This is a genomic window from Cryobacterium gelidum, from assembly GCF_004403985.1.
Classification (GTDB): domain Bacteria; phylum Actinomycetota; class Actinomycetes; order Actinomycetales; family Microbacteriaceae; genus Cryobacterium; species Cryobacterium gelidum.
In genome coordinates, this window is record NZ_SOHL01000027.1 from 344,858 (window position 1) to 359,205 (window position 14,348).

A 14,348-nucleotide genomic window follows, 5' to 3' on the forward strand; every position below is an offset into this window, starting at 1 on the left:
AAGCTACTCGGAGTCGGCCGAGGCCCGCAGGTCGGCGATAATAATATTGGTCTGGCCCATCATCGTCGCCATCACCCGACTGGCCCGCGCCGGGTCGAGGTCGCCCAGCAGCTGACCTAGCGTCGTCGGCACCACTTGCCATGACAAACCGAATTGGTCTTTCAACCAGCCGCAGTTACCAGGCTCGCCTCCGTTGCTGGTGAGCTGGTTCCAGAAGTCGTCGATTTCCGCTTGGGTTTCGACCTGCACGAAGAAGGAGATGGCCTCGGTGAACGAAAACTGCGGTCCCGCGTTCAAACCTTGATTCTCCAGGCCGTCGAGCACGAACGACACCGACATGGCGCTGCCGGCCGGTGCTGGCCCGCCCTCGGGGTAGCGCGCCACGTTGAGCATGCGCGAATTGGGAAAGATCGAGATATAGAAATTGGCGGCCTGCTCGGCCTGACCGTCAAACCAGGAGGCGGTGTTGCTGCCACATGCGACACACTTCGGCAGCCGCACTACCGCCGCCAGCCACCACCACCAAACACATCACCCACGCCAACGCAAACGGCGCCGGCGACCCCGCACCGTTCTCGATGCGGCAGGAGCTCGGCCACAGGATCAGGAAGCAGAGCGGGACTGTTGCGATTTGGGCTGAGGCTGAGGTTTGGCCCGGTCACGGCTGGCCTCGACGCTGCGCCGCAGGGCCTCCATCAGGTCGAGCACCTCGCCGCCCTCTCCCTCTTCGGGGGCTTCGCCGAACGTCGCCTCGGTCGACACGGCGTCACCACTTTTCAGCCTGGCCTCGATGAGTGCCCGGAGCTCATCCTGATAGTCGTCGCTGAAGGCATCCGGTGCGAAATCCGCCGCAAACGACTCGACCAACGCCGCCGACATGTCCAGTTCCTTGGCGCTGATTTTCACCCGTTCGTCGAGGGACGCAAATTTGCCCTCGCGCACCTCGTCGTCCCAGAGCAGGGATTGCAGCATGAGCACGTCGCCGTGCACGCGCAACGCGCCCAGTCGTGTCTTCTGCCGCAGCGCAAAGTGCACAATGGCCGTGCGATCAGTGGCCTCGAGGGTGCGCCGCAGCAGCACGTACGCCTTGGACGACTTGCCGTCGGGTTCGAGAAAGTAACTCTTGTCAAGCATGATCGGGTCGATCTGGTCGCTCGGCACAAACTCGACGACGTCGATCTCCTTGCTGTGCTCGGAAGGGAGCGACGCGAAGTCGTCGGCGGTGAGCAGTACTGTCTGGTCGCCGTCGTCGAAGGCTTTGCTGATGTGGTCGTAGGGAACAACCTTGGCGCAGATCTCGCAGCGACGTTGATAGCGGATGCGTCCCCCGTCGGCATCGTGCACCTGATGCAATGCGACGTCGTGGTCTTCGGTGGCGCTGTACACCTTGACGGGCACGTTGACGAGCCCGAAGGTGATCGCACCGGTCCAAATGCTTCTCATGCGACCAGTACACACCCGAATGGCCCATCCGTCGCCTAGTCGGCCAGAAGATTTGGGAGCACAGTTGACGCATGAACGCCAGCAGCCAGGTGGTATCCGTCGAGGGACACCGCATCACGCTCACCCACCTCGACAAGGTACTGTACCCCGAAACAGGTACAACCAAGGCCGACGTGCTGGCGTATTACGCGGCGATCGCCGAAGTGCTCATCGGGCATGCGGCGAACCGGCCAGCCACCCGCAAACGTTGGGTGCATGGCGTTGGCACGAGTGAGAAACCCGGCCCGATGTTCTTCCAGAAGAACCTGGAACCGTCGACTCCGAGTTGGGTGAAACGGCGCGAGATCCAGCACAAAGACCACGTCAACACCTACCCGCTGGTGAACGACCTCGCCACCCTTACCTGGCTCGGGCAGATGAGCGCCTTGGAAATTCACGTGCCGCAGTGGCAGTTCGGTCGCACCGGCACCCCACGCAATCCCGACCGCCTCGTGCTCGACCTCGATCCGGGACCGGGTGTGGGATTGATCGAGTGCGCCGCGGTCGCCCGACTGGCCCGCGCCATTCTGCAGGACATGGGGCTGGATCCGATGCCGCTGACCAGTGGGAGCAAGGGCATCCACCTGTATGCAGCCCTCGACCTGTCCTACAGCTCCGACCAGGTGTCGGCCGTGGCGCACGAACTGGCGCGCGCCCTCGAAGCCGACCACCGCGACCTCGTGGTGAGCGAGATGAAAAGGAGCGTGCGTTCGGGCAAGGTGTTCGTGGACTGGAGCCAGAACAATGCCGCGAAGACGACGATCACGCCGTATTCGCTGCGGGGGCGCAGCCACCCGATGGTCGCAGCCCCGCGCACCTGGAGGGAGCTGGCCTCGGCCGACCTGCAGCAGCTCGACTACAAGCAGGTGCTCGCCCGCGTGAAACGTCGGGAGGATCCGCTTGCCCAGCTCACGGCCGGGTCGTTCGAACACGCGGCCGGTGTGGGAAGCGGGCGCGCGGGAAGCGGCCGCGCGGCCGCGGCGCTCGTCACACCGGACCGCCTCACGGTGTACCGCGGCAAGCGCGACGCCAGCAAAACGCCCGAGCCGGTTCCGGTCGCGCCCGCCGGGGCATTCGCCGGCGAAAAAACCGGGCAGAGTTTCGTGATTCAGGAACACCATGCCCGCAGTCTGCACTGGGATTTTCGGCTGGAACACGACGGGGTACTCGTGTCGTGGGCGCTGCCCCGCGGAGTGCCGGTCTCGCCCGCGCAGAACCGGCTCGCGGTCCACGTGGAGGATCATCCGCTCCAGTACGGCAGCTTCGAGGGAAATATTCCCGTTGGACAGTACGGTGCCGGCGACGTATCAATCTGGGACCGCGGCGACTACGAGCTCGAAAAGTGGCGCGCCGACGAGGTGATCGTGACCCTGCACGGTGAACCCGATGCTGGGCTCGGCGGTACCGCTCGGTTTGCTTTGATTCGCACGAGCGCCGGACATGGGGCTAGGTCTGGGTCTGGGTCTAAGCCAGCGGACAACTGGCTGATTCACCGCATGAAGGCGAGCGCCGGAGCCTCCGGCGGCTCACGCACGAATGCCCGCCCGCACGGCGGACCGGTGGCGGACAGCGCTCCAGCGCCCCCGAAAAGCGCCTACTCCCCCATGCTCGCTGCCGCCGGTTCCGAAGCAGACCTCGGCGACGATGACTGGGCATTTGAAATGAAATGGGACGGCATGCGGGCGCTCGCCTACGTGTCATTGGCCGAACACAGCGTTCGCCTGGACACCCGCAACGGGAACGATGTGACCGCATCGTATCCAGATCTCGTCCCCGACCTGCTCGCTGCAGTAGCCACAAAATCGGAAACGGATACCGCGGTGCTCGACGGCGAGATCGTGGTCGTCGACAAACGCGGGCACCCCGACTTCGGTCTGCTCCAGACACGGATGAAGCTCACCGAGGCCCGGGAGGTCGCAGCAGCGTCGAAACGGGCACCGGTGCAATTCATGCTCTTCGACCTGCTCGAGGTGAACGGCCACGCGCTCACCGCATTGATCTACAGCGCGCGCCGGGACCGACTGGAGGCCACGGTGATCGCGACCGGGTCCACGCAGCTGCCGCCACGTTTCGATGGCGACTTCTCTGGAGCATTCCGGGCCAGCCGCCAGCTCGGGCTGGAGGGGGTCATGGCCAAACGGCTCGATGGTCGCTACACGGTCGGTCGCCGGTCGCACGACTGGGTGAAGATCAAACATGTTCGCCACCAGGAAGTGGTCGTGGGAGGTTGGCGACCCGGCCGGGGCAACCGGTCCGACACGATCGGGTCGCTGCTGCTCGGGCTACCGACGGACACCGGGCTGCGTTATGTCGGCCGGGTCGGCACCGGGTTCGGGGAACGCGACCTGACCGACATCCGTTCGCGGCTGACCCGGCTCGTGCAGAAGACCACCCCGTTCAACGATATTCCGATTCCGGATGCTCAGGGCGCGGTCTGGGTGCACCCCACGCTTGTCGCCGAGGTGGAGTTCGCCGAGTGGACCGCGACCGGTCGGCTTCGCCAGCCTTCCTGGCGGGGGTGGCGCCCCGACAAAATATCCGGCGACATCACGATCGACTAGTTCGAGCCGACCTGGCATTGCTGGCCGCACTGTCGATCTCGCTCGTGCTGCTCGGCGGTGTGATCGCCTGGACACCCGTCAGGCGGCGGGCGGACTACAAGCGGGCGCGCCGGGCCCAAGCAAAACAGTAGACACCATAAGCGAGCAGGCCGAAGCCGATGAGGATCAGGGCGATCGTTCCGTACGGGAGGGCGGCAAGTGCCTTGAGCGCCCCGTCGAGCCCGGTGGACTTACTAGCATCGCGAGTCAGAGCAGCGACGCCGACAAGGATCGCCACCACGCCGAGCGCGACACCCTTGGCGATGTAACCGACGACACCCAGGGCGACGACCGTGCGGCCGACCGTTCCGCTCGGAACGGTCAGGTCGGACCGGAATTTCTGCGCTGCACCCTTGTAGATGAAGTAGCCGGCGACCCCGAGCACAGCTACTCCGGCCAGAAACAGAACGATGGCGCCGCCGGGCGATGCCAGCAGCGACGAGCTGGCGCTCTGGGTGCTGCTGGCCGAACTCGCCGAGCCGCCCCTGGCGAAGGTGAGCGCGGTGGCGCCGAGGGCAAAGTAGACGATGGCCTTGGCGATATTCGCTAACCGCCGAGACCATTTGCGTTTGGGTTCGCCCTGCATGACGAATACCGAGACGACCAACCACAGCCCGAGGGCGGACATTCCAACGACAACGGTCCAGAGCACAAACACTCCGCCCGGGCTCGATGCCAGCTGCGCCAGCGCCCCGCTCTGGTCGGCGGAGCCGGTGCCCGCACCGAACGCTACGGTGATAGCGATGAATCCGATCAGGATGTGCAGCAGCCCGTTGACGGCGAACCCCATCCGCGCCAGCAGTTGCAGTATGGAACTGTTGTGCGCGTCGCGGGCGATGTGTGTCGCCGATGCTTTCATCACGGCCTCAGCATAGATGGACACACACCGTCGCGCTCAGAATTTTCTTTAGCTGGGCGTCCCACTGATATTGACCATCCAGCCTGTACCAAACTTGTCCGTCACCATGCCGAAGCTGTCGCCCCAGGGTGCCTTATTGAGCGGCATCATGACGGAGCCGCCATCGACCAGCTTCTCCCAGTACCCGGTGAGTTCGGCCTCGTCCTCGCCGCTGAGGGAGACGGTGATGCTGCTGCTCGTCGAGAGTTCCATACCCTTGGGGGTGTCGGAGGTCATCAGGGAGAATCCGCTCGTGGTCGTCAGCTCCGAGTGCATGATCTTGTCCTTCTCGGCCGGATCTTCGCTCGCGTTGTATTCCCCATAGGTGGTGCGAGCGATGTCGCCCCCGAACACGCTCTGGTAGAAGTCCATCGCCTCGCGGGCGTTGTCGCGAAATCCGAGGTACGGGTTGAGACGACTGCGCATGGTTGATTCTCCTCTCTGGTCTGGTGACTCCATATCGACGGTGGTTCTGTGATTATTGCCTGAATCAGTCATCCACACGAGCCGTGAGCACCACGAGCCCTGAGCCGGGGGCGCGGCCGTGCAATAGCCCCGGGCGGACGGCGATGCGGTGCGGGCGGGTACAGTGTGGGCATGAAGCTGATCGCCATCGACCCGCCCACCCGCAGCTTTTCGCGCTGGCTGACCGACGAAGAAATCGGTCGGGTACTCGCCCACAAGCGCGGCTGGCGTCAAGCACCCGATGGCAGCGTGCTGACTGGCAAGATTCGCAAGATGCTTGTCAGCGCCTCGCTTGCGCAACTTGGTGCCGCAGCCGTCGCGCGCGGCTGGGCCAGCCGACCACGGGTCGAGCCGAGCGACGGCAGCGGTCCCACCCACATGATGTGGGGCATCATCGATGCGCGCAGCGATGCCGAGCTCACCGTCGCACTCGGCGGCGAGGGGTAGGTTCGAATCTGCCGCACCGGTCAGCCTCGAGTCGCGTAGCGTAGACGTATGAGCCTGAAACCCAGTTACATTCAGCCTGGCCAAGACTTCAACCGCGACACCAACTACATCGAGGACCGCATCACCCGCGATGCCCGAGATGGCTGGCCGGTCGAACCTGGCCGCTACCGGTTGGTGGCGGCCCGCGCCTGCCCGTGGGCGAACCGCACTACGATTGTGCGCCGCCTGCTCGGCCTCGAGGGTGTCATCTCCCTCGGCCTGCCCGGCCCCACCCACGACAAGAACAGCTGGACCTTCGACCTTGATCCGGGCGGGGTCGACCCGGTGCTCGGCATCGAACGCCTGCAACAGGCGTTCCTTGCCCGTTTTCCCGACTACCCGCGTGGTATCACCGTGCCGGCGATCGTTGATGTGCCCACGGGAAAGGTCGTCACCAACAATTACCCGCAGATCACCCTCGATTTCGAGACAGAGTGGGCGGCGTACCACCGTGTCGGCGCCCCCGATCTCTACCCGCAAGGCCTGCGGGCCGAGATCGACGAGGTAGCCGACCTGATCTTTCACGACGTGAACAATGGCGTCTACAAGTGCGGCTTTGCCGGCAACCAGAAATCCTACGAGCGGGCCTACGACGCCCTGTTCGCCCGGCTCGACTGGCTCGAAGAGCGCCTGGCCGGGCAGCGATATCTCGTAGGCGACACGATTACCGAGGCGGACATCCGCTTGTTCACCACCCTCGCTCGTTTCGACGCGGTCTATCACGGGCATTTCAAGTGCAATCGCAACAAGCTCAGCGAGATGCCAGTGCTGTGGGCCTATGCCCGCGACCTGTTCCAGACGTCCGGTTTTGGTGACACCATCGATTTTGACCAGATCAAGAAGCACTACTACGTGACCCATGTCGATATCAATCCCAGTGGCATTGTGCCGAAGGGGCCGGATGCTGCGGCGTGGCTGGCACCACATTCTCGCGCAGATCTCGGAGGCCGCCCGTTCGGCGCCGGCACCCCACCGAACGCCCCGGTTCCCGCCGAGCGGATCGCGGGCTGATCCTGCGCCGACTGCTTCGTGCGGTCGCGCCCCGGCTATTCCGGTCGGCGGGCGCGGCTGGGTTGCACGCGTGGTGGTTCCCCCGGCATCTTGGGAAAATCCGGCGGAAACGGCAACTCACCAAGCCCGGATTCGAGATCGCGTTCCCACCAGGAATACAGAGTGTCGATCGTGCCGGGCTGTGCGTGCATCGCCGCCCACGGGTCACCGCGATCCCGTAGCCGGTCCGGCACGGTGAGGATCGTGAACGCCTGCGGGTCGGCGTCGGCGAGCTCGCTCCACTCCAGCGGACAGGAGACCGGCGCGTGCGGCAGTGGCCTGGGGCTGTAGGCGCCGGCCATAGTTCGGTCGCGATTGGCCTGGTTGTAGTCGATGAAGATGCGCTCTCCGCGCTCTTCCTTCCACCAGTTTGAGGTCACCTGGGTGGGCATCCGTCGTTCCAGCTCGCGCGCCGCGGCGATGACCGCGTGTCGCACGTCGAGAAATTCGCGGGTCGGCTTGATCGGCGCGAAGACGTGCAGCCCACGATTTCCGGAGGTCTTCACGAATGCGGTGAGACCGGCCTCGGCCAGCACACTCTGCAGACAGACGGCGACCGGCACGGTGTCGGCGAAGTCTGTGCCGGGCTGCGGATCGAGGTCTATGCGCAGTTCGTCGGGATTGTCCGAGAGTGAGGCCCGAGACGGCCACGGGTGGAACACGATCGTGTTCATCTGCACGGCCCATACCGCGGCGGCCGGTTCGTCGATCACGAGCTGCGGATGCGTGCGCCCACTCGGGTAGACCACGGAAACGGCCCGTACATAGTACGGCGCGCCCTTCGGCGGGTTCTTCGAGAAGAACTGCTCACCGCCGATGCCGCTGCTAAAGCGTTGCAGCGATAGAGGACGATCACCGTTGGCCCGCACAAACGCCTCGCCCACTTCCATGAGGTAGTGGGCGAGGTCGAGTTTGGTGATTCCGGGATCGGGCCAGAGCACCCTGCTCGGGCTGGACAGGCGTACATCGCGCGGGCCACACGGGCCAGCAACCGTTAGAACCACCGCATCAGAGCTCATGCGCACACTGTAGCCAAATTTTTTGGCAGCGCCAGTTTCCAGCTGTCACTGAACAGAGGCTACGGGATGTAGTTGAACTCGTCGGGGTTCGGGCCAGTGCGCTCGTCGCGGTTCAGCGCAGTGATCGCCGCAATATCCGCGTCGGTGAGGACGAAGTCGAACAGGGCGAAATTTTCGTCGACTCGGCTGCGGGTAACCGACTTCGGGAAGACGATGTCGCCCCGCTGCAAGTGCCAGCGCAGGGTGACCTGAGCGGCGGTCTTATCGAGGCGGTCGGCGATTGCCAGGATCACCGGGTCGGAAAGAACTGCTCCCTGCGCGAGCGGCGACCAGGCCTCGGTTGCAATGCCGTGCTCGGTGTTGAATGCACGCAGCGAATCCTGCGTGAGGTACGGGTGCACCTCGATCTGGTTGACGGCCGGCACTGTGTCAGTCTCATCAAACAGACGCTGCAGGTGCTCTTGCTGGAAGTTGCTCACGCCAATGGTTTTCACCCGGCCGGAGCGCTGCATTTCCTCCATCGCCTTCCAGGTCTCGACGAAGTCTCCAACAGCCGGGAGCGGCCAGTGGATGAGAAAGAGGTCGAGGTACTCGAAGCCGAGGGCATCAAGAGTGCGGTCGAAAGCGGCCAGAGCGTCGGCACGGTCATGGAAACCGTTGTTGAGCTTGCTCGTGACGTAAATTTCGAACCGGTCCAGCGAAGACTCGGCTACGGCTTCACCGACCTCTTTTTCATTGCCGTACATCTCGGCCGTGTCAATGTGTCGGTAGCCGGCCTCAAGGGCAGCAAGGGTCGCCGCCTTCGTCGTCTCCGGGGTGACCTGAAAGGTGCCGAATCCGAGCTGCGGAATCGTCGTGCTGTCGTTGAGGGTGACGGTGGGGACTGCGGCCATGGGTATATCTCCTCGTTCGAAATGTGAGTGCGACTATACGTGAATAGATCCAGCTTTAGACAGTGACCGTGCTGCGGATGTTTCCGCCCCCGGTGAAGGCTGGCCGGGGAGGTCGGGCTGTCAGGTCCATCTGCCTGACTGCGTGCACGTGTAGAGGGAACCACTCACCCCTGAAAGATATTCCGTGGGCACAATGACCGAGGTACGTGCTCAGCCCGCACACATCGATGACGCTGCGGCGAGCGTTTCGTCCCTCGCCGTGTGCGCGAGCGCGGCACCGACCTGAGCCTGATCCTGCTCGTGCGCAGCAACCGCAGGTCTCCGCGCCTGCTCGCACTGTCTGCCCGCGGGTTTCTGGGCGGGTTCGTCACCCCAGACAACTATCTCGGTTTTCGACTCGCCAACGACTCGTTCAACCTGGCACAGGCGCACGCGAGCGTTCTTCGCAGGTTGCCGATCTAGCATCGGGTCATGATTGAGCGAGTGCAACGCGACCCCATCCGCCCCGGCCAGGAATCCGTCTGGGACTATCCACGCCCGCCCCGCGTCGAACACACCGGGGAACACATCACCATTGAAGTCGACGGTGTCACAATCGCTGACACGAAGGATGTCGTGCGGGTGCTCGAGACCAGCCACCCACCGGTGTACTATCTGCCGCGGAGCGCCTTCACGCCAGGCGTGCTTCAACCGGCTGCTGGCCACAGTTACTGCGAATTCAAGGGCGCTGCCGGATATCTCTCGGTCGGCCCCCGGGCCCGGTCCGCCTGGTTCTATCCCACACCGAGTTCGGGTTACGAACTGTTAGCCGACCGCGTCGCTGTCTATCCGGGGGCGATGGACCGGTGCACGGTCGATGGTGAAACGGTGCGCGCACAAGACGGCGACTTTTACGGCGGATGGATAACCGCGAAGATCGTCGGGCCATTCAAGGGTGCGGCGGGCACCCTGGGCTGGTAGCCCATGGTTCTACACGATTTCATCGCACGGAATTTCTGAGCCTGGGGTAGCCTCGGACCAGCCAGGCATCCGACGTACTCGAAACTGAAGGAGTTGCTGTGACCCACAGCGCCGTAGACGAAGAGATTCTCAAGCAGTGGATCCGCCGGCTCAGCCAAGCACTGCAGATCGTGGACCTCGAGGTAGACAATGACCTCGTGCTCACCGTCGCCAATGAAGCCGCTCAGGCGGTGAATCCGATGGCCGCCCCGATCACGACGTTCATGGTCGGCTATGCCGCCGGTCTCGCCGCAGCCGACCCGGCGATGCCCTCACACACCGCCGTTGCCCGGGCTGTGGATGTGGTCATCGCCGTCTGCCAGCAGTCCGATAATGACCACCCCGACACGACCGGCTGGGTGAACACCGCTCAGTAGCGTAAAGATTCAAGCAGCACGCTCCAGCCGAATGATGACCGCCTTCGACACCGGTGTGTTGCTGCCGTCGGCGACACTATCGAGCGGCACGAGCACGTTCGCCTCTGGATAGTAGGCGGCGGCGCAACCGCGTGGCGTCGGGTACGCAACCAGACGATAGCCGCGCAACACCCGGTCGACGTTGTCACTGAACTCGCTGTGCACGTCGACCAGATCGCCATCGGCGAAACCGAGGGTGATCAGATCTTTCTTGTTGATGAAGACCACATGGCGACCCTTCTTGATACCGCGATAGCGGTCATCGAGGCCGTAGATGGTGGTGTTGAACTGGTCGTGACTGCGCAGCGTCTGCAGCACCAGACGCCCGGGCGGTACTTCAAGATACTCCAGAGTGTTCGTGGTCAGCATGGCCTTGCCGATCGGAGTGTTGAAGGTGCGCGAGTCCCGCGGGCCGTTCGGCAACATGAATCCGCCCTCCTGCCGGATGCGTTCGTTATAGTTTTCAAACCCCTCGACCACGTGGGCGACGTGATCACGGATACGGTCGTAGTCGGCCTCGAATCCGGCCCAGTCAACCGCGACCGAGTCGGCGAGCACAGCGCTGGCCAGTCGCGAAATGATCGCGACCTCCGAGAGCAGGTTTGGTGCGACCGGTTTGAGCTTTCCCCATGATGGGTGCACAGCGCAGACTGTGTCCTCCACGGAGACAAACTGCACCCCACCGGCCTGCTCGTCGATTTCGGTGCGCCCCAGGGTCGGTAGTATCAGTGCCTCCTCGCCGGTCACGGCGTGCGATCGGTTCAATTTGGTAGAGATTTGCACGCTCATTTCGGTGCGTTGCATGGCGGCTTCGGCAATGTCGGTATCGGACATGGCAGAGACGAAGTTGCCGCCAAGCCCCATCCACACCTTCACTCTTCCGTCGCGCATCGCACGCACTCCGCCGACGGCATCAACACCGTGCTTGCGTGGCGGGTCGAAACCGAACTCGGCTTGCAGGGCGTTGAGAAAAGCCGGCGGCATCTGCTCCCAGATGCCCATGGTGCGGTCACCCTGCACGTTGCTGTGGCCGCGAATCGGTGAGGCGCCGGCACCGGGCTTGCCGATGTTGCCGCGCAGCAAGAGCAGGTTGATGATTTCCTTGACGGTGTCGATGCCTTTTTTCTGTTGCGTCACTCCCATCGCCCAGGTAACGATCACCCGATCAGCGCTCAGGTAGCGTTGCGCCAATTCGTCGATTTGGGCCGCGCGCAAGCCGGTCGCGGCCAACACCATCCGCTCGTCGAGTTGGGAGAGATGCTGGCGCAGCTCGGTCAGCCCGTGGCAGTGTTCGTCAAGGAAAGCCTGATCGAGGACGGTTCCTGGGGCAGCGGCCTCGGCGTCGAGCACTCGCTTCGAGACGGCCTGCAGCAGCGCCATGTCGCCGCCGAGGCGAATCTGCAGAAACTGGTCTGCCATGTCGGTGCCATGGCCGATCACTCCGCGCACCCGCTGCGGGTTCTTGTAGCGGCGCAGACCGGCCTCGGGCAGCGGGTTGATCGCGACGATCTGGGCGCCAGCATCTTTGGCTTCTTCGAGCGCGGTGAGCATGCGCGGATGGTTGGTGCCGGGGTTTTGGCCGATGATGATGATCAGGTCGGATTTCGCAAAGTCGTCGTAGCTGACCGTGCTCTTGCCAATGCCGACGGTCAGGCCCATGGCCCAGCCGGTGGATTCATGGCACATATTGGAGCAGTCCGGCAGGTTGTTGGTGCCGTAAGCGCGCGCGAACAGCTGGTAGGCGAATGCGGCCTCGTTGGAGGCGCGGCCACTCGTGTAGAAGGCGGCTTGATCGGGCGAGTCAAGACCTTTGAGCTTGGCGGCGATCACCCGAATGGCCTCGGGCCAGCTGACCGGGCGGTAGTGGTCGCTGCCGGCTGGCTTGTAGACGGGTTCGACCAGCCGGCCCTGCATGCCGAGCCAGTATTCGCTCTTCTCTCGCAGGTCGGGCAAGGAATGCTCGGCCCAAAAACTGGTCGGGATAGTGACCGGGGTGGCCTCCCAGGTGACGGCCTTGGCACCATTTTCACAAAATTCAAAGGTCTTTCGCTCGCCCGGGTCGGGCCAGGCGCAGCTCATGCAGTCGAACCCGTCTTTCTGGTTCATCGCCAGCAGCGCCCGCATTCCCCGCACGGTGCCCATCTGGGTGATCGCCGGCTGAAGGGAGTGCCGTACCCCGGGGACGCCGGCGGCCCACCCCTTGGAATGCGTGACTTCGATGTCGGCGTCGGTGACGTCGTGGATCGGGGGTTTACTGCTCATGCTGCACCGCTCTCCTGGGGTTCCTGCACGCGACTGGTCGGCCACGCACTCGTCGCTGGCACGATACACCGACGCGGGCAGGAGCATCCGTTGGTACCGTAAAAGTTTTTATACCCCCACGGGTATAATGTGGAGATACTTCCCAACGAAAGGTACCCACCATGTGCAGAGCTGTCACCTGCAAGACCTGTCAGAAGACCACCTGGGCCGGGTGCGGCCAGCACGTCGACCAGGTCATGAAGGGCGTGCCGCGAAACCAGCGCTGCGAGGGCCACGTGAAAGAGAAATCCACCGGCGGCTTCTTCGCTCGCCTGCTCGGCCGATAACCGCGGGGCCTGCGTCACCGCCTGCATCGACTGCGGGGCCTGCGTCACCGCCTGCATCGACTGCATCGACTGCGGGGCTGTTCGAACGGCTCCGCGCGTCTCTTTACAGGAACCAAACCGATGCACCTCACGCTGCCATGAAGCCGCGTGTCAGCGCGGTGCATGCCGCAGGCCGTCGACACCGCCCAGCGGCGGCACCAGAAAGACCGCGCGGGCCAAGGGGCACGGTCGACCTGGTGGCAGCGGGACGCGTGGACGTGCGAATTCATTCCCGCTTGACGTTGCACACCAATTGAGGCGCTGTAGGCCGGTTGCTGGTGACGGCAATTACACTCGATGAAATGACTCCCTCACAACCCGCAGAGGCGGCCGCCCACTCAGGTCGTTCGCTGCCGCGACTACTGGGCCAGCTGGCCCTCGGGACTTTTCTGTTGCTGGCGGGAATCAGCCATCTCACGTTCAATCGGGAAGCATTTCAGGCGCAGGTTCCAGCCTGGGTTCCCCTGAACACGGACCTGGTTGTCGTGCTCTCCGGAATCGCCGAGATCACCCTCGGAATCGCACTGCTCGCACTGCACCGCTGGCGGGTTCAGGTCGGCTGGGTTGTTGCCGCATTCTTCGTCGCGATATTTCCTGGCAACATCTCGCAATTCGCCACGGCGACCGACTCGTTTGGGCTGAACTCGGATCTGTCGCGGGGCATCCGTCTCGCCTTTCAGCCCCTGCTCGTGCTCTGGGTGCTGTGGGCTACCGGTGCCTGGCGGGCCTGGCGCGGGAGCCGGCACCGTGAATAGGGTGCGAGCCTAGGGCACAGTAGTAATCGGGCGTGAGCGCAACCACATGCCCGACGAGGGATGAAACGGCAGCAGAACATGCAGGAGGAGTCCGGACAGCGCCGTGACGGTTACCGCTCCGATGGCACCGAAATTCATGAACTGCGCCTCGACGTTGACCCCGGCCAGCGTCGTCACGGTCCAGCCGAGCGCCCACAGCGTGGCCATGCCGAGGGCCCACAGCCAGCGTCGCCGTGTGCGCGGCGGTAACCCTACGGCCTGCGCCGCGCCGAGGACGATCCCGGTGATCGCTCCCATGAGAGCCAGCTCCGGCAGCGTCGTACGATAGTCGACCACCGTCGAGCCCAGGAGTAGCCCCAAACCCAGACCAATCCCGGTCAGCGGAATCCAGTTCAACGGATTGAGACGACGCCGGCTGACCAGCACCTGACCGACGCCGATGACGACCCCACAGACCGCGCCACCGATGAGGGCGGAGACGGGGTTGCTGACGCGCCCACCGACCGCCGTGCCGGCGAGACCCGCGATTGGGAACGCGAGAAATCCGACCAGCCAGAGCAGCCAGGTAGACAGAAAAGTGGGGTTGCGAAAGCTGGGATTGCGATGGAGTCGCCGCATTCTGGTCAAGATTCTGCTCCAGTCCTCGGTGCTGGTGGGT

16 protein-coding genes are annotated in these 14,348 nt (G+C 63.9%); 8 read left to right on the forward strand and 8 right to left on the reverse strand.

All coding sequences use genetic code 11. From position 1 onward, the window contains the following. Positions 1–3: 3 nt before the first annotated feature. Together E3T50_RS14665 and ku are read right to left on the reverse strand one after the other, a co-directional pair. Complete coding sequence (locus E3T50_RS14665) at positions 4–501, reverse strand: VOC family protein (RefSeq protein ID WP_241990945.1); 498 nt, start codon at positions 499–501, stop codon at positions 4–6. Between the two features lie 102 nt (positions 502–603). Continuing rightward, complete coding sequence (ku, locus tag E3T50_RS14670; RefSeq protein WP_134461105.1) at positions 604–1,443, reverse strand: non-homologous end joining protein Ku; 840 nt, start codon at positions 1,441–1,443, stop codon at positions 604–606. Between the two features lie 71 nt (positions 1,444–1,514). Here ku and E3T50_RS14675 point away from each other — a divergent pair, with 71 nt between their 5' ends. Further along, positions 1,515–4,043, forward strand: coding sequence for an ATP-dependent DNA ligase (locus E3T50_RS14675; protein WP_134552907.1), 2,529 nt, complete (start codon positions 1,515–1,517; stop codon positions 4,041–4,043). A 94-nt stretch (positions 4,044–4,137) separates the two neighbouring features. On the opposite strand, the gene E3T50_RS14680 is transcribed toward E3T50_RS14675, so the two are convergent. Further along, the gene (locus tag E3T50_RS14680) at positions 4,138–4,941 is read right to left on the reverse strand and encodes a DUF1206 domain-containing protein (protein ID WP_134553085.1); all 804 of its coding nucleotides are present in this window, start codon (positions 4,939–4,941) and stop codon (positions 4,138–4,140) included. A 48-nt stretch (positions 4,942–4,989) separates the two neighbouring features. After that, positions 4,990–5,406: a VOC family protein gene (locus E3T50_RS14685; RefSeq protein WP_134552909.1), complete on the reverse strand. Its 417-nt coding sequence runs from the start codon at positions 5,404–5,406 to the stop codon at positions 4,990–4,992. Positions 5,407–5,577: 171 nt separating this feature from the next. Here E3T50_RS14685 and E3T50_RS14690 point away from each other — a divergent pair, with 171 nt between their 5' ends. After that, positions 5,578–5,892 (forward strand): hypothetical protein, encoded by a 315-nt coding sequence (locus E3T50_RS14690; protein ID WP_134552911.1) that lies wholly within the window; start codon positions 5,578–5,580, stop codon positions 5,890–5,892. Between the two features lie 48 nt (positions 5,893–5,940). Next, positions 5,941–6,942 carry a glutathione S-transferase family protein gene (locus E3T50_RS14695; RefSeq protein ID WP_134552913.1) on the forward strand — a complete coding sequence of 334 codons (1,002 nt, stop codon included), beginning with the start codon at positions 5,941–5,943 and terminating at the stop codon, positions 6,940–6,942. A gap of 35 nt (positions 6,943–6,977) precedes the next feature. Here the strand turns inward: E3T50_RS14695 and ligD are convergent, their stop codons facing one another. Together ligD and E3T50_RS14705 are read right to left on the reverse strand one after the other, a co-directional pair. Beyond that, the gene (gene ligD, locus E3T50_RS14700) at positions 6,978–8,000 is read right to left on the reverse strand and encodes a non-homologous end-joining DNA ligase (protein ID WP_134552915.1); all 1,023 of its coding nucleotides are present in this window, start codon (positions 7,998–8,000) and stop codon (positions 6,978–6,980) included. Positions 8,001–8,059: 59 nt separating this feature from the next. Beyond that, entirely contained in the window at positions 8,060–8,893 is an 834-nt protein-coding gene (locus tag E3T50_RS14705) for an aldo/keto reductase (protein WP_134552917.1), read from the reverse strand. Positions 8,894–9,154: 261 nt separating this feature from the next. Between E3T50_RS14705 and E3T50_RS14710 the strand changes: the two genes are divergently transcribed. The 3 genes from E3T50_RS14710 to E3T50_RS14720 all read left to right on the forward strand — a co-directional run bounded on the left by E3T50_RS14710 (position 9,155) and on the right by E3T50_RS14720 (position 10,269). Beyond that, positions 9,155–9,355, forward strand: coding sequence for a hypothetical protein (locus E3T50_RS14710; protein WP_134552919.1), 201 nt, complete (start codon positions 9,155–9,157; stop codon positions 9,353–9,355). 9 nt (positions 9,356–9,364) lie between these two features. Further along, entirely contained in the window at positions 9,365–9,853 is a 489-nt protein-coding gene (locus tag E3T50_RS14715; RefSeq protein WP_134461085.1) for a DUF427 domain-containing protein, read from the forward strand. Between the two features lie 98 nt (positions 9,854–9,951). Then, positions 9,952–10,269 (forward strand): DUF6457 domain-containing protein, encoded by a 318-nt coding sequence (locus E3T50_RS14720; protein WP_134552921.1) that lies wholly within the window; start codon positions 9,952–9,954, stop codon positions 10,267–10,269. A 9-nt stretch (positions 10,270–10,278) separates the two neighbouring features. Here the strand turns inward: E3T50_RS14720 and E3T50_RS14725 are convergent, their stop codons facing one another. After that, positions 10,279–12,570 carry an FdhF/YdeP family oxidoreductase gene (locus E3T50_RS14725; protein WP_134552923.1) on the reverse strand — a complete coding sequence of 764 codons (2,292 nt, stop codon included), beginning with the start codon at positions 12,568–12,570 and terminating at the stop codon, positions 10,279–10,281. Between the two features lie 161 nt (positions 12,571–12,731). Here E3T50_RS14725 and E3T50_RS16295 point away from each other — a divergent pair, with 161 nt between their 5' ends. Together E3T50_RS16295 and E3T50_RS14730 are read left to right on the forward strand one after the other, a co-directional pair. After that, entirely contained in the window at positions 12,732–12,896 is a 165-nt protein-coding gene (locus tag E3T50_RS16295; RefSeq protein WP_166784319.1) for a hypothetical protein, read from the forward strand. Positions 12,897–13,237: 341 nt separating this feature from the next. Beyond that, positions 13,238–13,690, forward strand: coding sequence for a DoxX family protein (locus tag E3T50_RS14730; RefSeq protein WP_134552925.1), 453 nt, complete (start codon positions 13,238–13,240; stop codon positions 13,688–13,690). 9 nt (positions 13,691–13,699) lie between these two features. On the opposite strand, the gene E3T50_RS14735 is transcribed toward E3T50_RS14730, so the two are convergent. Beyond that, a complete protein-coding gene (locus E3T50_RS14735) occupies positions 13,700–14,308 on the reverse strand; it encodes a hypothetical protein (RefSeq protein ID WP_134552927.1) in 609 nt (202 codons plus the stop codon). Positions 14,309–14,348 lie beyond the last annotated feature (40 nt).